22 protein-coding genes and 1 riboswitch are annotated in these 21663 nt (G+C 67.2%); of the genes, 11 read left to right on the plus strand and 11 right to left on the minus strand.

Annotated elements, in window-relative coordinates; translation table 11 throughout:
* Positions 1 to 28: 28 nt before the first annotated feature.
* The 5 genes from TS85_RS02475 to TS85_RS02495 are packed head-to-tail and all read right to left on the minus strand — an operon-like array spanning position 29 to position 5068.
* The gene (locus TS85_RS02475) at positions 29 to 1330 is read right to left on the minus strand and encodes an AAA family ATPase (RefSeq protein WP_044330232.1); all 1302 of its coding nucleotides are present in this window, start codon (positions 1328 to 1330) and stop codon (positions 29 to 31) included.
* A complete protein-coding gene (locus TS85_RS02480; RefSeq protein ID WP_044330233.1) occupies positions 1327 to 1959 on the minus strand; it encodes a CpaD family pilus assembly protein in 633 nt (210 codons plus the stop codon). The genes TS85_RS02475 and TS85_RS02480 overlap by 4 nt, the downstream gene beginning before the upstream one ends.
* A 19-nt stretch (positions 1960 to 1978) precedes the next feature.
* On the minus strand, positions 1979 to 3505 hold the full coding sequence (locus tag TS85_RS02485; RefSeq protein ID WP_044330235.1) for a type II and III secretion system protein family protein: 1527 nt from the start codon (positions 3503 to 3505) through the stop codon (positions 1979 to 1981).
* 1 nt (position 3506) lies between these two features.
* On the minus strand, positions 3507 to 4541 hold the full coding sequence (gene cpaB, locus TS85_RS02490) for a Flp pilus assembly protein CpaB (protein WP_044330237.1): 1035 nt from the start codon (positions 4539 to 4541) through the stop codon (positions 3507 to 3509).
* A gap of 53 nt (positions 4542 to 4594) precedes the next feature.
* Positions 4595 to 5068 (minus strand): A24 family peptidase, encoded by a 474-nt coding sequence (locus TS85_RS02495; protein WP_044330239.1) that lies wholly within the window; start codon positions 5066 to 5068, stop codon positions 4595 to 4597.
* 48 nt (positions 5069 to 5116) lie between these two features.
* On the opposite strand from TS85_RS02495, the gene TS85_RS02500 reads away from it, so the two are divergent.
* Together TS85_RS02500 and TS85_RS02505 are read left to right on the plus strand one after the other, a co-directional pair.
* Positions 5117 to 6061, plus strand: a complete 945-nt coding sequence (locus tag TS85_RS02500; protein WP_044330241.1) for an alpha/beta fold hydrolase — start codon at positions 5117 to 5119, stop codon at positions 6059 to 6061.
* Entirely contained in the window at positions 6061 to 7146 is a 1086-nt protein-coding gene (locus tag TS85_RS02505; RefSeq protein ID WP_044330242.1) for an NAD(P)/FAD-dependent oxidoreductase, read from the plus strand. Before TS85_RS02500 ends, TS85_RS02505 begins: the two co-directional genes overlap by 1 nt.
* A 25-nt stretch (positions 7147 to 7171) precedes the next feature.
* Here TS85_RS02505 and manD read toward each other — a convergent pair whose 3' ends face one another.
* Positions 7172 to 8383, minus strand: coding sequence for a D-mannonate dehydratase ManD (gene manD / locus TS85_RS02510; RefSeq protein WP_044330243.1), 1212 nt, complete (start codon positions 8381 to 8383; stop codon positions 7172 to 7174).
* Between the two features lie 190 nt (positions 8384 to 8573).
* On the opposite strand from manD, the gene TS85_RS02515 reads away from it, so the two are divergent.
* On the plus strand, positions 8574 to 8987 hold the full coding sequence (locus TS85_RS02515) for an acyl-CoA thioesterase (protein ID WP_044330244.1): 414 nt from the start codon (positions 8574 to 8576) through the stop codon (positions 8985 to 8987).
* 18 nt (positions 8988 to 9005) lie between these two features.
* On the opposite strand, the gene rnhA is transcribed toward TS85_RS02515, so the two are convergent.
* Genes rnhA through ispH form a run of 3 tightly spaced genes read right to left on the minus strand, consistent with a single transcriptional unit; the run spans position 9006 to position 11358 of the window.
* Complete coding sequence (gene rnhA / locus TS85_RS02520; protein ID WP_044330245.1) at positions 9006 to 9452, minus strand: ribonuclease HI; 447 nt, start codon at positions 9450 to 9452, stop codon at positions 9006 to 9008.
* Complete coding sequence (thrB, locus tag TS85_RS02525) at positions 9449 to 10405, minus strand: homoserine kinase (RefSeq protein WP_044330246.1); 957 nt, start codon at positions 10403 to 10405, stop codon at positions 9449 to 9451. The genes rnhA and thrB overlap by 4 nt, the downstream gene beginning before the upstream one ends.
* A complete protein-coding gene (gene ispH / locus TS85_RS02530; protein ID WP_044330247.1) occupies positions 10405 to 11358 on the minus strand; it encodes a 4-hydroxy-3-methylbut-2-enyl diphosphate reductase in 954 nt (317 codons plus the stop codon). The genes thrB and ispH overlap by 1 nt, the downstream gene beginning before the upstream one ends.
* 116 nt (positions 11359 to 11474) lie before the next feature.
* Here ispH and TS85_RS02535 point away from each other — a divergent pair, with 116 nt between their 5' ends.
* The 5 genes from TS85_RS02535 to gcvPB all read left to right on the plus strand — a co-directional run bounded on the left by TS85_RS02535 (position 11475) and on the right by gcvPB (position 17329).
* On the plus strand, positions 11475 to 12125 hold the full coding sequence (locus TS85_RS02535; protein ID WP_227698637.1) for a hypothetical protein: 651 nt from the start codon (positions 11475 to 11477) through the stop codon (positions 12123 to 12125).
* A 197-nt stretch (positions 12126 to 12322) separates the two neighbouring features.
* Positions 12323 to 12423: riboswitch (glycine riboswitch) on the plus strand.
* A gap of 59 nt (positions 12424 to 12482) precedes the next feature.
* On the plus strand, positions 12483 to 13697 hold the full coding sequence (gene gcvT, locus TS85_RS02540) for a glycine cleavage system aminomethyltransferase GcvT (RefSeq protein ID WP_077228407.1): 1215 nt from the start codon (positions 12483 to 12485) through the stop codon (positions 13695 to 13697).
* Positions 13698 to 13700: 3 nt separating this feature from the next.
* Positions 13701 to 14072 carry a glycine cleavage system protein GcvH gene (gene gcvH / locus TS85_RS02545; RefSeq protein WP_044330250.1) on the plus strand — a complete coding sequence of 124 codons (372 nt, stop codon included), beginning with the start codon at positions 13701 to 13703 and terminating at the stop codon, positions 14070 to 14072.
* Positions 14073 to 14193: 121 nt separating this feature from the next.
* Positions 14194 to 15552 (plus strand): aminomethyl-transferring glycine dehydrogenase subunit GcvPA, encoded by a 1359-nt coding sequence (gene gcvPA / locus TS85_RS02550; RefSeq protein ID WP_044330252.1) that lies wholly within the window; start codon positions 14194 to 14196, stop codon positions 15550 to 15552.
* A gap of 106 nt (positions 15553 to 15658) precedes the next feature.
* Positions 15659 to 17329 carry an aminomethyl-transferring glycine dehydrogenase subunit GcvPB gene (gcvPB, locus tag TS85_RS02555; protein ID WP_044330253.1) on the plus strand — a complete coding sequence of 557 codons (1671 nt, stop codon included), beginning with the start codon at positions 15659 to 15661 and terminating at the stop codon, positions 17327 to 17329.
* A gap of 40 nt (positions 17330 to 17369) precedes the next feature.
* On the opposite strand, the gene TS85_RS02560 is transcribed toward gcvPB, so the two are convergent.
* On the minus strand, positions 17370 to 17837 hold the full coding sequence (locus TS85_RS02560) for a methyltransferase family protein (protein WP_044330254.1): 468 nt from the start codon (positions 17835 to 17837) through the stop codon (positions 17370 to 17372).
* A 107-nt stretch (positions 17838 to 17944) separates the two neighbouring features.
* Here TS85_RS02560 and TS85_RS02565 point away from each other — a divergent pair, with 107 nt between their 5' ends.
* On the plus strand, positions 17945 to 18547 hold the full coding sequence (locus TS85_RS02565) for a DUF938 domain-containing protein (RefSeq protein ID WP_044330255.1): 603 nt from the start codon (positions 17945 to 17947) through the stop codon (positions 18545 to 18547).
* On the opposite strand, the gene TS85_RS02570 is transcribed toward TS85_RS02565, so the two are convergent.
* The gene (locus TS85_RS02570) at positions 18522 to 19436 is read right to left on the minus strand and encodes a DMT family transporter (protein ID WP_044330256.1); all 915 of its coding nucleotides are present in this window, start codon (positions 19434 to 19436) and stop codon (positions 18522 to 18524) included. The genes TS85_RS02565 and TS85_RS02570 overlap by 26 nt on opposite strands.
* An 86-nt stretch (positions 19437 to 19522) precedes the next feature.
* On the opposite strand from TS85_RS02570, the gene proS reads away from it, so the two are divergent.
* Together proS and TS85_RS02580 are read left to right on the plus strand one after the other, a co-directional pair.
* Positions 19523 to 21058, plus strand: coding sequence for a proline--tRNA ligase (proS, locus tag TS85_RS02575; RefSeq protein WP_044330257.1), 1536 nt, complete (start codon positions 19523 to 19525; stop codon positions 21056 to 21058).
* 2 nt (positions 21059 to 21060) lie between these two features.
* A complete protein-coding gene (locus tag TS85_RS02580; protein ID WP_044330258.1) occupies positions 21061 to 21663 on the plus strand; it encodes a TIGR02466 family protein in 603 nt (200 codons plus the stop codon).

Below are 21663 nucleotides of genomic sequence, written 5' to 3' on the forward strand. Positions count from 1 at the left end.
GTACCCGGCGCACACTAGGCGCCAAAGATTACTTCTTTGCCTTGGCGCCCCGCCGCGCCGCGAGGCCGCCCAGCTTGCCGAGCAGCGAGCCGCCCTTGGCTGCGGCGGCGCGTTCGCTCTTGGCGCGAACCGCCTTGTCGTCATGTTCGCCCGAATCGGTGATCGCAGTGATCCGCGTCGCCAGTTCGGCAAGCGCGGCGAGCGCCTTCACGCCCTTGCCCACTTCGGCCAAAGGCTTGCCGAGCTTGGCCGCCTGCGCCGCCAGCTTGGGTTCGAAGGGAATCAGTACGTCGAGCTTGCGTTCGATAGAGCCTTCGAAATCCTTGCGGCTGATCTCGAGCAGCGGCACCGCCGGCATGCGGTTGGCGACAACGATGACCTGCGTCTGCGGGGCGTTCGACTTGAACCAGCTCAGGATGCGGATTGCGTCGCGCGCCGCAGCCAGCGTCAGTTCGGTGACGAGCACCACAACCTGGATGTCGGCGATCAAATGCGGGTGGTTGACCAGCATCGCGCGCGGCAGGTCGATCACCATGCATTCGAACGCGGCCCGGATTTCCTCCTGTAACTGGTAGAATGCCGCGCCGTCGGTCAGCACGGGCGAATTGATCGGTGCCTCCGCCGACAGCACCGCCAGCCGTTCGGACGCCCGCACCATCGCGCGTTCGATGAACAGCCCGTCGATGCGGCTCGGATTCTCGATCGCATCGGTCAGCCCGCGGCCCGGCTCAAGGTCGAGCGCTAGGGCGCCGGTGCCGAAATGGACGTCGAGGTCGAGCAGCGCCGTGGTTCGGCTATGCTTCTGGCTCAACAGCCAGCCCAGCGATGTCGCGATCGTCGACGCGCCCGATCCGCCGCGCGTGCCGATTACCGCAACTGCGCAATGCGGGCGTTCGGTGCTCGTCTCCGCGATCTTGGGCGCATTGAGCGCGGCCTGTGCCTGGGAGAAGGTGTCGCGCAGCGCGTCGGGGTTGAGCGGCTTGAGGAGATAGTCGTGGATGCCGCTGGCGACGAGGTCGCGGTACAGGCGAACGTCGTTGACCTGACCCGATGCGATGACGAGCGTGCCGGGCTCGCATACTTCGGCCAGCGCGTTGATGTCGTTGAGCGGGTCGCCCGATTCGGACAGGTCGACGAACAGGATGTTGGGGCTCGCAGATACCGACAGCGTCTGCACGGCGTTGCGCAGCCCGCCCTTGTTCACCTTCTCCGGCGACCAGCCGAGTTCGGCTGCGATCGGCCGCAGCAGCTCCGCAGTTGCTTCGTCGCAGACAAAGGCGACAAAGGGCTCGCGGTGCCCGGTGCGGCCCGGATGAAAGGGGGCGTTCACTTACTGCCTCCGACCGAAGTCGCCTTGATCGTGGTGCCGCCGGCGCCGCTGGGGGTGGCGTTGCGATAGGCATTCACCGCCTTCGCCGCGCTGGCGGGATCACTGGTCGGCGATCCCGGCGCGCCGCGCACCAGATCGGCCGGATCGGCGACCATCCGCGCGAGATTGGTGTTGGTCGCGCAGCCATAGTTGGAGGTCGTGCTGGCGGAGAAATCCGGTTGGTATTGGCGCGAGAAATCGGGACAGTCGGGCACGCCCGCGGTCATGCGCGTGACGACCACGCGCAGGGTGCCGGGCGCGACCTGTCCCACCGTGGTCGGCGCGCGATCGGTGAGCAGCAGGCCGTATTTACCGGCCAGCGCTGCGATTTCCTCGCGCGCGGTGCTGCCGTCGGCGCCGTCGTCGATCGCGATGCGATCGCCATAGCGCAGCCCCATCGCGCCCATCCATCCGGCCAGCCGGTCGCCTTCGCCGGGGGCGAGGGCATAGCCCGCGGTCGCGACGTCGAAGGCATAGTCCTGCCGCGCGACGACGGGTTGGTAGACCGATTCGAGGCCGCCATTATAGCTCCCGCACCCGGCGAGCAGCGCGAGCGGAGCGAGGAGCAGGGGAGTGAAGCGCGAAACCATTGCGAATCCTCTCGACACGTCAGAAGCCAAAGCCGGGCGCTGCGGAGCCGCCCTTTTTGGACTTGGATTTGGGGGGCTCGGCCTTGACCGGGGCATCGGTGGGACGCGGCGAGGGGGCGGCAGGCGCAACCGGCGCCATCGCGCCGACCGCGGGCGCCGTATTGGCCGGAGGCGCCATTTTCGGCGTGGGCCGCTCGCCGCCGGGCGTGGTGCCGCCGAGCTGGCCGCCGATCAGCCGCTGAAAGTCGTCGGGCGCCTTATAGCCATCGGTGGGCAGGACGATCTCGTTCGCGTTGACCGGCTTGACCAGATACGGCGTGATGACGATCACGAGTTCGGTCTCGTTGCGCTTGAAGGCGTTGGAGCGGAACAGCGCGCCGAGGACCGGCACATCGCCCAGCCCCGGAGTCTTGGTGATCGAATTGTCGTGGCTGTTCTGCATCAGTCCGGCGATGACCATGCTTTCGCCGGAACCCAGTTCGACGGTCGTTTCGGCGCGGCGGGTGGTTAGCGCCGGGATCTGCGTTCCGCTGATCGTGACCGCGCCCGCTGCCGACAGCGCGGAGACTTCGGGGCGGACGTGGAGCGAGATGCGCCCGTCGGCGAGCACGGTCGGGGTGTAGGACAGGCCCACGCCATATTGCTTATACTCGACCGACACGGCGCCGAGCCCCTGGCTGACCGGGATCGGGATCTCGCCGCCGGCCAGGAAGCTGCTGGTCTCGCCCGAAATCGCAGTGAGGTTCGGATTGGTGAGCGTGGTCACCTGACCCAGCGTTTCGCCGAGGTCGAGCGCGCTCAATATGTCGAGCCCGAACAGCTTGCCCGCGATCCCGATCGTGCCGTTTTCGGAGCCCGAGGTGAAGGTCGCGCTGGTGGTGCTGGTCCCGAAGGTGCCCGGAGTGCGGCCCGATGCGATGCCGAACTGGAAACCGCTGGTGTTGTCCTGCGTCAACAGGTTCACGCCGACATTCTTGACGAAACTGCGGCTGACTTCGGCGAACCGCACCTGGAGTTGGACTTGAAGCGGCGTCGCGGTCTTCAGCCGGCTGATGACCTGGGTCTCCTTGCCGGTAAAGGCCTGGACCAGCCGTTCGGCCTCGGCGACATCGGCGGGCGCGCCGACCGTGCCGGTGAGCAGCACCATTCCGTTCATCGGCGTTGCGACGATCTTCGCGTCGGGCATCGCCAGCCGCAGCATCGAATCGATCGAGTCGATGTTGTTGCCGATCCGGACCGTGGTCGCATAGACGACCCTGCCGCTCTTCGACGTTGCATAGATCGTGGTCTCGCCCGCCGACTTGCCGAAGACATAGATCTGGCTGACCGAGCGGACCTGGACGTCGGCGACGCCGGGATTGGCGACGAACACGTCGGTGATCGGCGCGTCGAGCGTCACCAACCGACCGCGTCCGGTGTTGATCTGAAGGATTCCGGTCGGGCCGCTGACGGTCTGGGCAGCCGCAGGCAAAACGCCGCCCGTTGGCGCAGCTATTGCCGCGAGCAGGGCCAGAGGCAGCCCGATCGGCTTTGCCACGTTACGCATCTTAATGATTCCCCCCGACCTCGATTGCGGTCACGTCGTTGCCGCGGGCGATGGTGACCACCGGCCCGCGTCGAATGGGCGACGGCGCGCCCGGAAACGCGCCCGTCGCGGGCGGCGCGACCCCGCCGTTCGGAGCGCCCTCGGCGGCCTTGCCGGGCACCGTGCGGCGCTGGAAACGCGAGACGTCGGCGCCGGTCGAGAAGGTCGTCCCGCTATCGTCGGGGCGTGCGGCGACGCGCGCGAGCATCGCCTTTTCGGCCTTGGCATCGCCATTGGCCGGAACCTCGACATCGCCATTGGCGATGGCGTCTTCCAATTCACCCTGATTGTCCGCGATCGAGCGGAGCGACAGCGACAGCGATCCAAGCGTCTGGGCGACTGCAATCTTTTCGGCGAGCTTGGGCGTCGCCTCCAGCGTGACGGTAGAATAGGTGCTGACCACGGTCTTGCCGGCTTCGTCAGCCTGTTTGTCGGTGCGCTGGTCGGTGGCGAGCACGCGCAGGTTGCGCAGGATCGTCTCCGACGCCTTGAGCGGGGGGCCGTCGCCGCCGCCGGCCACAGTCTGCGTCAGGACCAGGTCGATGCGGTCGCCGGGAAAGACGAACCCCGCCACCGACGTCTGCGCGGAGACCGGCACCGTGACGGCGCGCATTCCCGGCCCGAGTGCCGCGGCGAGGAAGCCACGGTCGCCGGGCTTGACCAGCGCGCCCTGGGTGATCGGCTGCCCCGCGGGGATCGCGAAACGGACGACGGTGCCCTGAAGCTTGCTCGTATCGCCGTCCGCCTTCAGGAAATAGGCGCCCTCGACCAGTTCTTTCGGCCAGGCGACAAACTTGATCGCCTGCGGGTCGAGGATCGTTCCGACGGGGAGCGCCCGCGTCGCGACGAGGACTTCGGTCGTGTTCTCGGCGACTGCGGTGGGAGCCGCCCCGGCCACGGGCGCGGGTGCGCCGACCAACAGGTTACGCGCCATGAATGCCGTCACCGCCGCGATCAGCAGCGCTCCGACGAGCAAAATGACCTTGCGTGCATCCATTTCTACTCAAGCCTTCTCATTCACGCCACGGCTGGTTCTGAGGGCGTTAAGCATCAGGTAAATTGATTAAGGATCGGTTCGCGGAGGACGATCAGCGCCGCGATCACGATCGCTACGCCATACGGTATCTCCAGCGCGGCAGTGCTCTGGCGGCGCATCCAGCGTTCGCCGAGCATCAGCAGCGTCAACGCTCCGCCCAGAAGCGACATCAGCACCAGCATCCAGATCAAAGGCTGGAGCGGCAGCCACAATGCCAGCGCGCCGATCAGCTTGACGTCGCCGCCCCCCATCTGGCCGAGCGCAAAGGCGCCCGCGAACAGCGCGAAGACGACGCACGCGATCCCAAGCTGGATCGCCATGCCGGGCCATAGCGGGAGCCCGTTGGCCCACCACCATGCCGGCGCCAGCAGCGCGATCGCAGCATTCTTCCAGTTCGCGATCTCCCGCGAGCGCGCGTCCTGTACCCCGGCCGAAACCAGGAGCAGCCCGAGCGTGCCGAGCAGAAAGGCTGCAAACATGTCCCCCATGACCGTATTCCCTAGACGATACGGCTTATCAAAACGTAACCACGCCGGATGACCGCTTCTTCCTTCGATCGCCGTTCGATTCCCGCGGGTGCCTCGGTCCAGCGCTGGACCGCGCCCGATGGCTGGCAGCTTCGCGCCTTTGCCTGGCCCGCCGACACGGCGAGCCCGCGCGGCAGCATCCTGTTCCAGGGCGGGCGCGGCGACGTTTTCGAGAAATATCTGGAGGTGTTCGCGCACTGGCACGCACAGGGCTGGACGGTGACCTCGTTCGACTGGCGGGGGCAGGGCGGCTCGGGCCGGCTGAGCGCGGCGGCGAATTGCGGGCATATCGAGAGCTTCGATGCGTTCATCGCCGATCTTGGCGCATTCTACGCGGACTGGCAGGCGGCGACGCCCGGGCCGCATGTCGTGATGGGCCACTCGATGGGCGGCCATCTGGTGCTCCGCGCGCTGGTCGAGGGCGCGATCGCGCCCGACGCTGCGGTTCTGGTCGCGCCGATGCTGGGGTTCCGGAGCCCGTTCGGGCCGCTGGCTGAGCGGATGGCGCGCTTGCTCGGCGGTGTCGGCGATTCGTCGCGGCCGGCGTGGAAGGGAAATGAAAAGCCCTATACTACGGACACCCGCGCTTCTTTGCTTACCCACGATCCCGATCGCTATGCCGACGAAATCTGGTGGCAGACCGCCAACCCGGAAACGGTCACGGGCCCGCCGAGCTGGCGCTGGGTGATCGAGGCGTTCAAATCGATGCGCGAGAGTGCGGCGGACCCGCGGCTAAAGGCACTGAAGGTGCCGATCCTGATGCTCGTGGCCAAGGCGGACGGCCTTGTCGACGCGCGGGCGTCGCTGCGGATCGCGCCGAAGCTGCCCGACGTACGCGTCGTGGCGTTCGGCGCGGAGAGCGCGCACGAGATATTGCGCGAAGCCGATCCGGTGCGGAACCGCGCGATCGGCGAGATCGACCTGTTCCTGGCGGCACGGGCGCAGCGGGCGTGATGCGTTACGACGTGGCGATTGTCGGAGGCGGCATTGCGGGGGCCAGCCTGGCCGCCGAAGTCGCGCAGCATGCGCGGGTGCTGATATTGGAGGCCGAGGACCGGCCCGGCTATCACGCCACCGGACGCTCCGCGGCGTTCTGGTCCGAGACCTATGGCGGACCCTTTGTCCAGCCGCTGACGACCGCGTCCGGCCCGGCGCTGGAGGCGGGGGGATTCCTGTCGCCCATGGGGTCGCTCCATATCGCGCGACGCGACGAGCGCGCGGCGTTCGATTCGTTCCTGAGCGCGTTCGAGGACAGCGGAGTCGCGCTCCATGCGGTCGATCCGCATGCGACGATTCCCGGCTTGCGCGAGGAATGGACGCTGGGCGTCCTTGAGCCGAGCTGCTCCTATATCGATGTGGGCGCACTCCACGCCGCCTTTCTCGCGCGGGCGAAGCGCGCTGGCGCAATTCTGGCGACCTCGGCCGAACTGCTGGCGGCGCGGCGCGAGGCGGGGCGGTGGTTGCTGGATACCCGTGCGGGCGCGTTCGAGGCGGAGTTGCTGGTCGACGCAGCGGGTGCCTGGGCCGATCCGGTCGCTGTCGCGGCGGGCGCGCGCCCGATCGGCATCCAGCCCTATCGTCGCACGATGGTCCAGTTGCGCACCGAACCGGCCCCGCCCGAGGCGCTTCCGCATGTCGCGCATCTCGATGGCAGCTTCTATTTCAAGCCCGAGGCGGGGGGGCGGCTATGGCTCTCCCCGCATGACGAGAGCCCCAGCGCAGCGTGCGACGCGGCACCCGAGGAAATCGATATCGCCATTGCGATCGATCGGTTCGAGCATGTCGTCGATTGGCGTGTCGCGGCGCTGGAGCATAAATGGGCCGGGTTGCGCAGCTTCGCGCCTGACCGGCTTCCCGTCTATGGCTTCGACCGCGATGTGCCGGGCTTCTTCTGGTGCGCGGGGCAGGGCGGGTTCGGTATCCAGACCGCCCCCGCCGGTGCGCAACTCGCCGCCGCGCTGCTGCTGGGCCACGCACCCGCCGCCGCCGTCGCGCATATCGACCCGCTCAGCTACGCCGCATCGCGTTTCGGCGCTTAGGCTCGCGACCGGGCGCCCCCGTGGCTCACCAGTTGAACATCGTCCCGTCCTCTAGCCGGTTCACCGGCAAATAGGCGCGCTTATATTCGTATTGGGCGGCGGTTTCCTCGTCCATCTCGACGCCCAGGCCCGGCGCGTCACCGGGATGCATCAGCCCGTTTTCGAACGTGTAGGCGTGCGGGAACACTGCGTCGGTCTCCGGCGTGTGGCGCATATATTCCTGGATGCCGAAATTGGGCACCGAGAGGCCGAAATGCAGCGCCGCCGCCATGCACACGGGCGACAGGTCGGTTGCGCCGTGGCAGCCGGTGCGGACCTGGTAGAGATCGGCGAGCGCGGCGACACGGCGCAGATGGGTGATGCCGCCGGCATGGACGACGGTCGCGCGGATATAGTCGATCAGCTGTTCCTCGATCAGCTGCTTGGCGTCCCAGATCGTGTTGAAGATCTCGCCCACTGCCAGCGGGGTGGTGGTGTGCTGGCGGATCAGCCGGAACGCGGCCTGGTTTTCCGCCGGGGTGGCATCCTCCAGCCAGAACAGGCGATAGGGTTCCAGGTCCTTGCCGAGCCGTCCTGCCTCGATCGGGGTCAGCCGGTGGTGGACGTCGTGGAGCAGATGCACGTCCCAGCCCAAAGCCTCGCGGCCGCGCGCGAACAGCTTCGGGACGTGGTTCATGTATTTCGAGGTCGACCAGACGGTCTCGTCGGGCAGCGAGCCCTTGGCGGGCTCATAATAGAATCGCTCGCCGGAGACGCCATAGGTCGTGGCGATGCCGGGCACGCCCGACTGGAGGCGAACCGCCTTGTACCCCTGCTCGACCAGCTCCTGCGCGCGGTCGATCGTTTCCTCGATGTCGGTGCCGTTGGCATGGCCATAGACCATGCACCCCTCGCGGCTGGCGCCGCCGAGGAGCTGATAGACGGGGAGACCCGCGATCTTGCCCTTGATGTCCCACAGCGCCATGTCGACCGCGGCGATCGCCGACATGGTGACGGGGCCGCGCCGCCAATACGCGCCCTTGTACAGATACTGCCAGATGTCCTCGATCCGATGCGCGTCGCGCCCGATCAGGCAGGGAATGACATGGTCGGTCAGATAGCTCGCTACCGCAAGCTCGCGGCCGTTGAGCGTCGCATCGCCCAAACCATAGACGCCGTCCTCGGTCTCGATCCGCAACGTGACAAAGTTTCGGCCCGGGCAGGTGACCACGACGCGAGCGGCAGTGATACGCGACATTGCAGAACATCCCCTTTTGTCTGATTAGTTGTGCATTCGGACGGAGGGGCCGTCGGTGTCAAGGTCTCGTGCACGCGCCGCGGCACGCTGCCGCTACGGCAAGCGTCGATCCTGCCGCCGCCCCCGTAGAAATCCGGAGGCCGGGCGATTGGAGTCGCGAAATCGCGCCGCCTGCGCTATGGGGGATGCTATGACAGGTACCGCACTCCCTTATGATTTCCAGGTCGATGTCGCCGCCGATGACATTGATTTCATGGGGCATGTGAACAATGCCAGCTATTTGAAATGGGTGCAGGCGGCGGTTATCAGCCATTGGCAGCATCTCGCTCCGGTCGAGGCCGTGGCCGAGCATCTGTGGGTCGCGCTCAAGCATGAGATCACCTACCGGCGCCCGGCATTTCTCGACGACGACGTCGTCGCAACGGTGCTGCTGGAAAAAGTGCAGGGCGCCCGTGCCTTTTATGAGACGATCATCAAGCGCGGCGGCGATGTGCTGGCCGAAGTGAAGTCGAGCTGGTGCTGCATCGATGCCCAGACCCACCGCCCGGCGCGGCTGACCAAGGACGTGATCGAGAAGTTTTTCGTGAAGCCCGCCGACGCCTGACGCGCAGCGCGCGCCCTATCAGCCCCGCTGCGCCAGCGCCGCGTCGCTCGCCAGCTTGTCGGCGCGCTCATTGGCGGGGTGGCCGGCATGGCCCTTTACCCACACCCATTCGACACGGTGCGGCTTCGACGCCGCCAGCAGTTCCTGCCACAGATCGGCGTTCTTGACCGGCTTCTTGTCGGACGTGCGCCAGCCATTTTTCAGCCAGCCGTGGATCCATTTGGTCAGCCCGTCCATCACATAGCGGCTGTCGGTCGACAGCGTGACGCGGCACGGGCGCTTGAGCGCGTTCAGCCCCTGGATCGCCGCCATCAGCTCCATGCGATTGTTGGTCGTATGGGGCTCGCCGCCCGACATATCCTTCTCGACGCCGCCCATCCGGAGCACCACGCCCCATCCGCCGCGCCCCGGATTGCCCTTGCACGCGCCGTCGGTGGCGATTTCAACATGCTGTAATTCGGTCATGCGAAGAGCGTGGCCCCGTGTTCGGCGTAAAAGTCCAGGCGGTGGAGATAGGCCAGCGGGTCCTTGCGCGTCACCATCGCGTCGGCAGGGGTGTTGAGCCAGTCCCAGGCGCGGGTGAGGAAGAAGCGCAGTGCCGCACCCTCGGCCAGCACCGGCAGCGCGGCGCGTTCCTCGTCCAGCAGCGGGAAGTTGCCGGCATAGCCCTCGACCAGCGCGCTGCCGACTGCGGCGTCATAGTGCGCGCCGGTCGCGTCGAACGCCCAGGCGCCGTGCATTACCGCCAGATCATAGGCGCGGATGTCGGTGCAGGCGAAGTAGAAGTCGATCAGCCCGCTGACCTGGTCGCCCAGCATCAGCACATTGTCGGGGAACAGGTCCGCATGGATCGCGGCGCGGGGAAGGTGGCGGGGCCATGCCGCCAACAGCTTATCCACAGCCCGGTCCACATGATCGTAGAGTCCGGGCTGGATCGAATCGATCGCGCGCCCGCAGCGATCGAAGAACGGGCGCCAGTCGTCCACGCCCAGCGCATTGGGGCGTTCCAGCGTGAAATCGACGAGGCTCGCGTGCATCTGCCCCATCGCCGCCGCCGCCGCGCGCGCCTGAACCGGGGTGGGGTGCGACACCGACAGGCCGGGAAGGAATTCGATCAGACAGGCCGGGCGGCCCTCCAGCTCGTGGATGATCCGCCCCTCGCGATCGGGGATCGCCGGGGGCACGCGGTTGCCGCGCGCGGCGAGATGATCGAGCAACGCCATGAAAAAGGGCAGGTCGCTCGCCGCAACGCGCTTTTCATACAGCGTCAGGATGAAGCGCGACCAGCTTGTCTCGACCAGATAGTTGCTGTTCTCGACCCCCTCGGCAATGCCCTTGGCCGAGACCAGTTCGCCCACGTCGAACCCGCGCAGAAACGCGCCCAGCGCCTCCGCCGAAACCTGCGTATAGACGGCCATCAGGCGGCTTCGAGGCCGCGGGGAAGCTTGAAAGCGATGTTTTCAGTCACGGTTTCGACCTGATGCTCAGTAACTGCGAAGCGCGTGGCGATGCGATCGACGACTTCGCGCACGAGCACTTCTGGGGCGGAGGCTCCGGCAGTGATTCCGATGGTGCGCAGTCCGTCGAACCATTCGAAATCGATGTCGTCGGCGCGCTGGATCAGCGTAGCGCAGGTGCCGTTGCGGATCGCAACTTCCACCAGGCGCAGCGAATTGGACGATTTGGGCGAACCGATCACCAGCACCAGATCACAGGATTCGGCGATCGCCTTCACCGCCGCCTGCCGGTTCGACGTGGCATAGCAGATGTCGTCGGCGCCGGGCGCGAGGATCGCGGGAAAGCGTTGCTTCAGGACGGCAAGCACCGCAGCAGTGTCGTCGACGGACAGCGTCGTCTGGGTCAGGAAGGCGAGGTTCTCCGGGTCGGCTGCGACCACAGCCTCGGCGTCCTCCACCGTCTCGACCAAAGTCATCGCACCCTCGGGCACCTGGCCGAAGGTGCCGATCACCTCGGGGTGACCGGCATGGCCGATGAAAAGGATGTGCCGGCCCTGGCCGACCAGCCGTTCGGCCTGGCGATGGACCTTGGACACTAGTGGGCAGGTGGCGTCCAGGAAGGAAAGGCCACGCTCCGCCGCCTTTGTCGGCACCGCCTTGGGCACGCCATGCGCGGAGAACACGACGGGCACGCCGTCGGGCACCTGGTCGAGCTCGTCGACGAAGATCGCGCCCTGCGCCTTCAGCGTGTCGACGACATATTTGTTATGGACGATTTCGTGGCGGACATAGACTGGGGCGCCGTATTTCTCGATCGCCAGTTCGACGATGCGGATCGCGCGGTCGACGCCTGCGCAGAAGCCGCGCGGGGCGGCGATCAGGAGGTTCAGCGGGGGTTTTGCAAGCTCGGTCATGTCGCGGACGGGCTCTACGCGATTGCTTGCGTGCGCGAAAGGCGGTTCCTATGGTGCCCGCGTTTCCGGGCCGCCCTTGCGGCGACCCGGCGGTTCCTGTTGAAAGGTCGCCCCCCTTGTCGCGTCGCTTCCCGCTTGCCAAGCTCGCCGTCCCCGCCCTGATCCTGCTGGCCGTGGGCGGTTGTTCCCGCACTGGCGAAATCGCCGAGGGGGGCATCACTTCGGTGCGCTCTGCATGTCCGCGAGTCGGGGTTCCCGCCGGCACCGGCGACATTACCCTGTTCGATCCCCCCGCCAGCCGCGAAGCGACGGCGATCGATGTCACCGCGCTGATCACCAACGTCACCTCGACGTGCGACGATGCCGGCCCACAGATCCTGACGACCGTCAATTTCGACGTCTATGCCCGCCGTGCGACCGCCGGGCCGGCGCGCGACGTGACCTTCCCCTATTTCATCACGGTGCTGCGCGGCGGATCGTCGGTGGTGGCGAAGCGCGTCCACAACGTGACGGTGCATTTCGACGAGGGACAGTTGCGTGCGCAGGCGACGGGCACCGGCGGCTCGGCGATCGACCGCAACGCCGCCACGCTGCCCGACGATGTGCGCGAACGGCTGAATCGCAAGCGTAAGGCTGGCGACGAAGCGGCGGCGATGGACCCGCTGGCCGATCCCGCGATTCGCCAGTCGGTGCTGTCGGCCAGCTTCGAGGCGCTGGTCGGCTTCCAGCTGACTGAAGAACAACTCAAGTACAACGCGACTCGCTGAGCCTGTCGGGTCGCCGCCCCGCGCCTTTTTTGTGCAACGCGGCGAACTCGATTGACTCGCACCGCGCGGGACGGCACCAAGGGTTTAGTCGATGGCGGGAAACCGCCAGAGGCGCGCGAGGGAGAGTGTGGGGGGAAACCCCCGCCGCCGAAGGAGCAACCGCCCCGGAATCTCTCAGGCAACAGGGACCGCGCGTGCCACGACACTCTGGAAAGCGCCCCGCGCAGGTGGGGCCACCGAAGGGGTAACTGCGGCAGTCCGCAGGAAAGCTCTCAGGTTCCGTGACAGAGGGGGCGATGGTCTGAGGCGCATGTTCGTGCGTCTTGTCCATCGATCCACTGTCAACGGAGTGCCAAGATGAGCCGCGAAGTCCACAACGGACCTACAGACGACAACCAGGCGCGCGGCACCGACACTTCGGGCGATGCCGAGGGCGGCGAAGACGCAATTGCGCTGGCCCAGCTCCCGCTCGACGCCTGGCACCGCGCCCGCGGCGGCCGGATGGTGCCCTTCGCGGGCTATGAGATGCCGGTCCAGTATGAAGGCATCATGGCCGAGCATCTGTGGACGCGCGACCATGCCGGACTGTTCGATGTCAGCCATATGGGCCAGTTGCTGTTTTCGGGCGAGGCGTTCGACGTCGCGCTGGAGACGCTGCTTCCCGGCGAGATCACCGGGCTGGGCGAGGGGCGGATGCGCTATTCGCTGCTGCTGGCCGAAAATGGCGGCATCCATGACGATCTGATGCTGACCCGGCTGCCCGCCGCCAATGCGTTCGAGATCGAAGGCGGTGCGATCTACATGGTCGTCAACGGCGCGACCAAATGGGACGATCTGGGCGTGCTGCGCGAATTCCTGCCCGATGAGGTCGTGATCAATCACCTCGACGAACAGGCGCTGCTGGCGTTGCAGGGCCCCCAGGCGGTGACTGCGCTGGAGCGCGTCGTTCCCGGCGTGTCGGCGCTGACCTTCATGACCGCCGCCGCATTCGAATGGCAGGGCAATCCGCTGTGGATCAGCCGTTCGGGCTACACCGGCGAGGATGGGTTCGAGATTTCGCTTCCGGGCGATGCCGCCGAGGCGTTTGCCGACGCGCTGACGGCGCAGCCCGAGGTCAAGCCGATCGGGCTGGGTGCGCGCGACTCGCTGCGGCTGGAGGCGGGGTTGCCGCTCTATGGACATGACCTCGACCTGGAGACCACGCCGGTCGCTGCTGACCTGGGCTTTGCGCTGTCGAAGCGCCGCCGCGAGCAGGGCGGCTTTCCCGGCCATGCGCGGATCATGGCCGAGCGCGAGAGCGGGCCGATCGTGAAGCGCGTCGGGCTGATCGTCGACGGCCGCCAGCCGGTGCGCGAAGGCGCGATGGTGCTGGGTTCCGAGGGCAGCGAAGTCGGCAAGGTGACGAGCGGCGGCTTTGCCCCCTCGGTCCAGAAGCCGATCGCCATGGCCTATGTCCCGCTCGCGCTGGCGACGCCGGGGACGCGCATCACGCTTGCCCAGCGCGGCAAGGTTCATTCCGCGGAGGTCGTTGCGATGCCCTTCGTTCCCCATCGCTATGTCAGAAAGGGCTGATCCATGAGCCGTTATTACACCGAAGATCATGAATGGGTCGAAGTCGATGGCGACATCGGGACCGTCGGCATCAGCGAATATGCGCAGGGTCAGTTGGGCGACATCGTGTTCGTCGAAGTCCCCGAAGAGGGCAAGGAACTGACCAAGGGCGACGATGCCGCCGTGGTCGAGAGCGTCAAGGCGGCGTCCGACGTCTATTCGCCGGTTTCCGGGACGGTGATCGAGGGCAATGACGACCTCGCCGACAACCCCGCGCTGGTGAACGAGGACCCGGAGGGCGATGGCTGGTTCTTCAAGCTGACGCTGAGCGATCCGGACGAGATCGACGGGCTGATGGACGAAGCGAAATACGCGGCGTTCGTGGCGAAGCTGTAAGTCCATCCCCCTCCCGCTTGCGGGAGGGGGCAGGGGAGGGCGTGGCCGCGAGCAACGCGCTTCCGATTTTCATTCCCTCCCCCGACCCCTCCCGCAAGCGGAAGGGGAGAAGGAGCAGATCATGCGCTACCTACCTCTCACCCCTGCCGACCGTACCGAGATGCTGCGCGTCGTGGGCGCGCAGACGATCGATGACCTGTTCGTCGACGTGCCCCAATCCGCGCGGCTCGACGGGCCGGTCCATGGCTTGCCCAACCATGCCAGCGAGCTTGCGGTCGAGCGCCACATGGCGGCGCTGGCGCGGAAGAACCTGACGGCGGGGGACGTACCGTTCTTCCTGGGGGCGGGGGCGTATCGGCATCATGTGCCCGCCAGCGTCGATCATTTGATCCAGCGCGGCGAGTTCCTGACGGCCTATACGCCGTACCAGCCCGAGATCGCGCAGGGCACGCTCCAGATGATGTTCGAGTTCCAGAGCCAGGTCGCGCGCCTGCTGGGCTGCGACGTCGCCAATGCGTCGATGTACGATGGATCGACGGCGTGCTGGGAAGCGATCGTGATGGCGCGTCGGGTGACGAAGCGCGGCAAGGCGATCCTGTCGGGCGGGCTGCATCCGCATTATGTGTCGGTCGCCAACACGATGGCGAAGTTCACCGGCGACGTGCTCCACACCGCGCTGCCGGTGCTGACTCCCGAGCCCGATACCGACGATCTGATCGCGGCGATCGACGGCGATACGTCGTGCGTGGTCGTGCAATATCCCGATATTCTGGGCCGCATCGGCGACCTGTCGAAGCTGGCCGACGCCTGCCACGCGAAAAAGGCGCTGCTGATCGCGGTCGTCACCGAGCCGGTGGCGCTGGGTGCGCTCCGGTCGCCGGGCGAGATGGGCGCGGACATCGTGGTCGGCGAGGGCCAGTCGATCGGCGTCGGGCTCCAGTTCGGCGGCCCCTATGTCGGGCTGTTCGCCTGTTCGGAAAAGCTGGTGCGCCAGATGCCGGGCCGGCTGTGCGGCGAGACTGTGGACGCCGAGGGCAAGCGCGGCTTCGTGCTCACGCTGTCCACCCGCGAGCAGCATATCCGCCGCGAAAAAGCGACGAGCAACATCTGCACCAGCTCGGTGCTGTGCGCGCTCGCCTGGTCGATCCACATGACCTTGCTGGGCGAAAAGGGCCTGCGCCAGTTGGCCGCCGTCAACCATGCGGGCGCGAGTGCCGCCGCCGACCGGCTGGCGCAGGTGCCGGGCGTGGAATTGGTGACGCCGCGCTTCTTCAACGAGTTCACGCTGAAGCTGTCGAAGGAGGCGCGGCCGGTGGTCCGCACGCTGGCCGATCGCGGCATTTTGGCGGGGGTGTCGCTGGGGCGGCTGTATCCGGGCGAGGGCGCGCTCGAACATGGGCTGGTGGTCGCGGTGACCGAGACGACGACGGCGGAGGATGTGGAGACGCTTGCCTCTGCGCTTGAGGAGGTGCTGGCATGATGCGGGGCACCTCTCAATCCGTTCGCCCGGAGCCTGTCGAAAGGCCGCTGGGGTGCTTCGACCAGCTCAGCACGAACGGTTTTGATGGCATCGAGGAGCCGCTGGCATGAACACGATCAACCAGAGCGGATGGCGCCCGACGACGCCGGTTGCGGGCGAGAGCGGCGGCCAGACCTTCACCGGAAACCGCGCGCTGATGCTGGAAGAGCCGCTGATCTTCGAGATCGGGTCGGCGGATGTGACGGGAGTGGATTTTGACATAGCTCCCTCTCCCCGCTTGCGGGGAGAGGGTCGGGGAGAGGGGCCTGAGCCTCACGCCGCTATGCCTGCCGCACTGCCCCTCTCCCCGACCCTCTCCCCTGAAGGGGAGAGGGAGAGCCGGCTGGGCACCCTCGCCCGCACCGCCCCCATCGGGCTGCCGGGCCTGTCCGAGCCGGAGACGGTGCGGCATTATACCCGGCTCAGCCGCCAGAATTATGCGATCGATCTGGGGCTGTTCCCGCTGGGTAGCTGCACGATGAAGCATAATCCGCGCCTCAACGAGCGGATGGCGCGGTTGCCGGGCTTCGCCGACGTGCATCCGTTAACCCCGGTCGATTCGTGCCAGGGCGCGTTCGAGGTGATCCACCAGCTTGCGCATTGGCTGGTGACGCTGACCGGCATGACCTCGGTCGCGATGAGCCCCAAGGCGGGCGCGCATGGCGAATTGTGCGGCGTTCTCGCGATCCGCGCGGCGCTGGACGCGCGCGGCGAGACGGCGCGGCGCGTGATGCTAGTCCCCGAAAGCGCGCACGGCACCAACCCGGCGACGGCGGCCTTTGCGGGCTTTGCCGTGGAGGATATTCCGGCCACCGCCGAGGGGCGTGTCGACGTAGCGGCGCTCAAGGCGCGGCTGGGGCCGGACGTGGCGGGGGTGATGATCACCAATCCCAACACCTGCGGCCTGTTCGAGCCCGATTTGAAGGACATCAGCGACGCGGTGCACGCGGCGGGCGGCTTCGTCTATTGCGACGGCGCGAACTTCAACGCGATCGTCGGTCGGGTGCGTCCGGGCGACCTGGGCGTCGATGCGATGCACATCAACCTGCACAAGACCTTCTCGACGCCGCATGGCGGCGGCGGGCCGGGGTCGGGGCCGGTGGTGTTCTCTCAGGCACTCACCCCCTATGCCCCGCTGCCCTTTGTCGAGCGGCAGGGCGACCGCTTCGTGCTGGTCGAGGAAGAGACTGCGGGCGAGCATCATGCGGGCAGCTTTGGCCGGATGGTGGCGTTCCATGGCCAGATGGGGATGTTTACGCGGGCCCTGACGTACATTCTCTCGCACGGCGCCGACGGGCTGCGGCAGGTCGCCGAGGATGCGGTGCTCAACGCCAATTACGTGCTGCGCTCGATGGAGGACGTGCTCGAGGCGCCCTTCGCGAAGACCGGGCCGTGCATGCACGAGGCGATCTTCAGCGACAAGGGGCTGCCCGAGGGCTTCTCGACGATCGACATTGCCAAGGGGCTGATCGACGAAGGGTATCACCCGATGACGGTCTATTTCCCGCTGGTCGTGCACGGCGCGATGCTGGTCGAGCCGACCGAGACCGAGAGCAAGGCGGCGCTCGACCAGTTCATCGGCGCGTTCCGTTCGGTCGCCGCGCGCGCCCGGAATGGCGAGCCGGCGCTCAAGACCGCGCCGCACTTCGCCCCGCGCCGCCGCCTCGACGAGACGCTGGCCGCGCGCAAGCCGGTGCTGGCGTGGAAGGAGCCGGTGGTGGCGAAGGCCGCCGAGTGAAAGCAGGGACCGGGGGCGGGAATGCCGCCTCCGGCTCCGGTCAGAACCAGCGGCGCACGTTGTCGCGATACAGCCGGTAGCGTTCGCCGAACCGCGCCTCCAGCAGGCGCTCTTCCGTCTCGACGACTTCGCGCTCGACCACCAGCATAAGCGGAATCAGCGCGAGGACCGAGACCATCGAATCGAGGAAGATCGCCGCGCCGAGATAGGCGATCGCGAGCCCGAGCAGCATCGGGTTGCGCGAGCGGGCATAGACGCCGTCGCTGACCAGTCGCGGCTCGCCGCGCCACGGATCGACCCCCTCGTCGCGAAAACGCGCAGCGGCAGCGGACACAATCGCGCCCCCCAGCAACAGGCCGATCACCCCGATTCCGCGTTCGAACGCGCCGCTCAGCGGCAGGCCGGGCTGGCCGAGAATGCGGCTGACGACCAGCGCGGCGATCAGCGCGCCGACGAACAACACGATCGGGTGAACGCCACTCAGGCCGCTACGGGTTTCGATGTTCATAAGTCCCCTCCGAGCGATCTGATGGACCGGATGACACGGAACTGCAACGGGGCGACTCTGCGTCGCGGCGCTTGTGTTCGGCGGGTGGGTGGGCGAGTCTGGCGCGCATGGACAGCCTTGCTCCCCGCCGCCACGCCCCCGCCACTGCGCGCAATCGCGATGCGATCGGGGAGGTTCTGGCGGCGGTCTTGCCCGCCGAGGGGCTGGTGCTGGAAATCGCCAGCGGCACCGGCGAGCATGTAGCGGCGTTCGCGCCGGCGTTTCCCGCTTTGCGCTGGCAGCCGAGCGATCCCGACACCGATGCCCGCGCGTCGATCGCGGCGTGGTGCGACGAGTTGTCCAACGTCGCCGAGCCGATCGCGCTGGATGCCGCCGCTGCCGACTGGCCGGTCGGGCAGGCCGATGCGGTGCTGTGCGTCAACATGGTCCATATCAGCCCGTGGGAGGCGACGCTGGGGCTGATGGCAGGGGCAGGGCGGTTGCTGGCGCCGGGAGCGCCGCTGCTGCTCTATGGCCCCTATCGCCGCGACGGCGTGCCGACCGCGCCCTCCAACCTCGCCTTCGACGCCGATCTGCGCGCGCGCAATGCCGAATGGGGCCTGCGTCGGCTGGAGGACGTCGTCGCGGTGGCCGAGGCGCAGGGGCTGGTGCTGGAGCGTGTGGCGGAGATGCCCGCCAACAACCTTATGCCGGTGTTTCGGCGGCGCTGACCGGGCTGTGCGCGTGGTGCAGCTTGTGCTCGCGATAGACGATGTAGAGCCCGCTCGCGATGATGATCGGCGCGCCGATCCACGTATAGGGCGTCGGCAGCACGCCGAAGATCAGCCAGCCGTACAGCGTGCCCCAGATCAGGCTGGAATAATCCATCGGCACCACGGCGGAGACGGTGGCGAAGCGCAGCGAGCCCGTAAGCGCGAGCTGGCCCAGCCCGCCGACCATCCCGATGCCGAGCAAGATGCCCCAGGTCGCGGGATCGTGCGCCTTGAGCTGGAACAGATACACCAGCGCGAGCGGCGGCACGGACAGCCAGGAGAACCAGAAAACCGTCGTCGCCGCGCTCTCGGTCCGGCCGATCTGGCGCAGCAGCACTGCGATGATCGCGACGAACAGCGCCGCCATCAGCCCGACGATCGCACCATAGAGGGGAAAGTGGCCACTGCCCGGCTGGGCGACGATCAGCACGCCGACGAACCCCACGATCACCGCGCCCCAGCGATGCCAGCCGGTCTTTTCCTTGAGCACCAGCGCGCCGAGCAGCGTCGCGAAGATGGGCACGGTGAATTGTAGCGCAGTCGCCTCGGCCAGCGGCAGCAGCAGCACCGCGCCGAAGGTGAAGACCATGCCGACCAGCCCGGTCGCCGCGCGCCCGGCATGCGCGGCGAAGCGCGCGGTCCGAACCGATTCGAGGCCGGGCCCGCTCGCGATCCATCCCGTCACCAGCAGCGCCGCCCAGAATTGGCGATGGAACATCGTCTCGCCCAGTGTCGCGCCGCGCGTCTCGGCCAGCTTGACCAGCGCCGACATCGTCGAGAGGCAGGCGATCGCGAACAGCCGCAGGGCAAGTCCCTTGAAAACCCGATCGGTGGCGGCGCGCGTCATGCTACCGCGGTTAGGGTTCGCTTCGCACGCGCACAAGTCCGCAAGGGGACTTTGCGGGGGGCTTCAGAGCCGCTATCCGCGCAGCGATGATCAAGCACGCCCTCAACGTCACCCGCGAAGCCGATTTCGCGCAATGGTATCAGACCGTCATCGCCGAGGCCGACCTGGCCGAGGAGAGCGGCGTGCGCGGATGCATGGTCATCCGCCCATGGGGCTATGGCATATGGGAACGCATCCAGCGGCTGCTCGACGATCGCATCAAGGCGACGGGGCATGAGAATTGCTATTTCCCGCTGTTCATTCCGCTGAGCTATTTCGAGAAGGAAGCCGATCACGTCGAGGGCTTCGCCAAGGAAATGGCGGTGGTCACCCACCATCGGCTGAAGACCGATGCCAATGGCAAGCTGGTGGTCGATCCCGACGCCAAGCTGGAAGAGCCGCTGGTGGTGCGCCCCACCTCCGAAACGGTGATCGGCGCGGCGATGTCGCGCTGGGTGCAGAGCTGGCGCGACCTGCCGGTGCTCATCAACCAATGGGCCAACGTCGTCCGCTGGGAAATGCGCACCCGCATGTTCCTGCGCACCAGCGAATTCCTGTGGCAGGAAGGCCATACCGCGCACGCCACCGTCGAGGAGGCGCGCGAGGAAACGATGAAGATGCTCGAAGTCTATCGCGACTTCGCCGAGACCTGCCTGGCGATGCCGGTGGTCGCGGGTGAGAAGCCCGAGAATGAGCGCTTCCCCGGCGCAGTCTCGACCTATTCGATCGAGGCGATGATGCAGGACGGCAAGGCGCTTCAGGCGGGCACCTCGCACTTCCTGGGCACGACGTTCAGCCAGGCGCAGGACATCAAGTTCCAGAACTCGGCGGGGCAGCAGGAGCTGGCGCAGACGACGAGTTGGGGCGTGTCCACGCGGATGATCGGCGGCGTGATCATGGTGCATGGCGACGACGACGGGCTGCGCGTGCCGCCGATCGTGGCGCCGTGGCAGATCGTGATCGTGCCCATGCTGCGCGACCAGCCCGAGGATGCGGCGATCGTGGACTATTGCCGGTCGCTCCAGCAGGAACTGGCGAAGCTGTCCGCGTTCGGCGAGCCTGTGCGCGCGCTGCTCGACCTCAAGGCCGCCAAGGCGGCGACCAAGCGTTGGGGCTGGGTCAAGAAGGGCGCGCCGATCGTGATCGAAGTCGGCGGTCGCGACGTGGCGGGCGGCAACGTCTCGGTGATCCAGCGCGACCGGCTGTACCGCGAGGATGGCAAGCTCGACAGCCAGGTGATGCCGCGCGGCGACCTGGTCCTGGAGGCCGCCGCGATGCTGGAGAGCGTCCAGCAGACGCTGTACCTTGAGGCGCGCGAGCGGATGGAGAGCAATATCCGCCGCGACGTGACCGATTTCGCCGGGCTGGTCGAAGTGTTCGATGAAGGCAATCGCTATCCCGGCTGGGTCGAAGTCAATTGGGCGCGCCCGACCGGCGCCGAGCTGGACGCCGTGGTCGAGCGACTCAAGGTGCTGAAGCTGACCGTGCGCAACGTGCCCAGCGATGCGGCGCCGGCGGAGGGCGCGTGCCTGTTCACCGGCAAGCCCGCGGTCGAGCGCATCCTGGTCGCGCGGGCCTATTGAGCATGGCCGTCCGGTCGCTTTTCCCGACGCTGCTCTATCAGGCCGCGCTGGGGGACGATGCGCTGATCGGCGAGCTGGAGCATTCATGCCTACAGCTTGCCGAGGACGATCGCGCCGGGCGCGGCTGGGCCAAGGCGCATGGCTATCAGGGCTATACCTCCTATGCCTCGCTCAACGACCTGCCGGTGCGCGACCCGGCCTTTGCCGATCTCAAGCGGTTGCTCGACCGGCATGTCGCCAAATTCGCCGATGCCTGCGGATTCGATCTGGGCGGGCGCAAGCTGAAGCTGGACAGCCTGTGGGCCAATGTCCTGAACGGCGGCGGCGGGCATAGCGGGCATATCCACCCGCACAGCGTGGTATCGGGCACGGTCTATGTCGCACTGCCCCCCGGATCGCGCGGGCTGCGGCTGGAGGACCCGCGGCTGGCGCGGATGATGGCCGCACCGCCGCGCCGCGCCGATGTGCCCGAGGCGCAGAGCTTCGTCGAATTGGTGCCCGCGCCGGGCGATGTCGTGCTGTGGGAAAGCTGGCTCCGCCACGAAGTCCCCGCCGGATCCGGCAAGGGCAAGCGGATCAGCGTCAGCTTCAACTATCGGTGGTAA

The organism is Sphingomonas hengshuiensis, assembly GCF_000935025.1.
In the GTDB taxonomy this organism is placed as follows: domain Bacteria; phylum Pseudomonadota; class Alphaproteobacteria; order Sphingomonadales; family Sphingomonadaceae; genus Sphingomonas; species Sphingomonas hengshuiensis.

What these genes read in the sequence shown, in the direction of transcription:
- TS85_RS02480 (WP_044330233.1), bottom strand. Translation starts at nt 1,959, where the DNA reads ATGGTTTCGCGCTTCACTCCCCTGCTCCTCGCTCCGCTCGCGCTGCTC.
- TS85_RS02485 (WP_044330235.1), bottom strand. Translation starts at nt 3,505, where the DNA reads ATGCGTAACGTGGCAAAGCCGATCGGGCTGCCTCTGGCCCTGCTCGCG.
- cpaB (WP_044330237.1), bottom strand. Translation starts at nt 4,541, where the DNA reads ATGGATGCACGCAAGGTCATTTTGCTCGTCGGAGCGCTGCTGATCGCG.
- TS85_RS02495 (WP_044330239.1), bottom strand. Translation starts at nt 5,068, where the DNA reads ATGGGGGACATGTTTGCAGCCTTTCTGCTCGGCACGCTCGGGCTGCTC.
- TS85_RS02500 (WP_044330241.1), top strand. Translation starts at nt 5,117, where the DNA reads ATGACCGCTTCTTCCTTCGATCGCCGTTCGATTCCCGCGGGTGCCTCG.
- TS85_RS02505 (WP_044330242.1), top strand. Translation starts at nt 6,061, where the DNA reads ATGCGTTACGACGTGGCGATTGTCGGAGGCGGCATTGCGGGGGCCAGC.
- manD (WP_044330243.1), bottom strand. Translation starts at nt 8,383, where the DNA reads ATGTCGCGTATCACTGCCGCTCGCGTCGTGGTCACCTGCCCGGGCCGA.
- TS85_RS02515 (WP_044330244.1), top strand. Translation starts at nt 8,574, where the DNA reads ATGACAGGTACCGCACTCCCTTATGATTTCCAGGTCGATGTCGCCGCC.
- rnhA (WP_044330245.1), bottom strand. Translation starts at nt 9,452, where the DNA reads ATGACCGAATTACAGCATGTTGAAATCGCCACCGACGGCGCGTGCAAG.
- thrB (WP_044330246.1), bottom strand. Translation starts at nt 10,405, where the DNA reads ATGGCCGTCTATACGCAGGTTTCGGCGGAGGCGCTGGGCGCGTTTCTG.
- ispH (WP_044330247.1), bottom strand. Translation starts at nt 11,358, where the DNA reads ATGACCGAGCTTGCAAAACCCCCGCTGAACCTCCTGATCGCCGCCCCG.
- gcvT (WP_077228407.1), top strand. Translation starts at nt 12,483, where the DNA reads ATGAGCCGCGAAGTCCACAACGGACCTACAGACGACAACCAGGCGCGC.
- gcvH (WP_044330250.1), top strand. Translation starts at nt 13,701, where the DNA reads ATGAGCCGTTATTACACCGAAGATCATGAATGGGTCGAAGTCGATGGC.
- gcvPA (WP_044330252.1), top strand. Translation starts at nt 14,194, where the DNA reads ATGCGCTACCTACCTCTCACCCCTGCCGACCGTACCGAGATGCTGCGC.
- gcvPB (WP_044330253.1), top strand. Translation starts at nt 15,659, where the DNA reads ATGAACACGATCAACCAGAGCGGATGGCGCCCGACGACGCCGGTTGCG.
- TS85_RS02560 (WP_044330254.1), bottom strand. Translation starts at nt 17,837, where the DNA reads ATGAACATCGAAACCCGTAGCGGCCTGAGTGGCGTTCACCCGATCGTG.
- TS85_RS02565 (WP_044330255.1), top strand. Translation starts at nt 17,945, where the DNA reads ATGGACAGCCTTGCTCCCCGCCGCCACGCCCCCGCCACTGCGCGCAAT.
- TS85_RS02570 (WP_044330256.1), bottom strand. Translation starts at nt 19,436, where the DNA reads ATGACGCGCGCCGCCACCGATCGGGTTTTCAAGGGACTTGCCCTGCGG.
- proS (WP_044330257.1), top strand. Translation starts at nt 19,523, where the DNA reads ATGATCAAGCACGCCCTCAACGTCACCCGCGAAGCCGATTTCGCGCAA.
- TS85_RS02580 (WP_044330258.1), top strand. Translation starts at nt 21,061, where the DNA reads ATGGCCGTCCGGTCGCTTTTCCCGACGCTGCTCTATCAGGCCGCGCTG.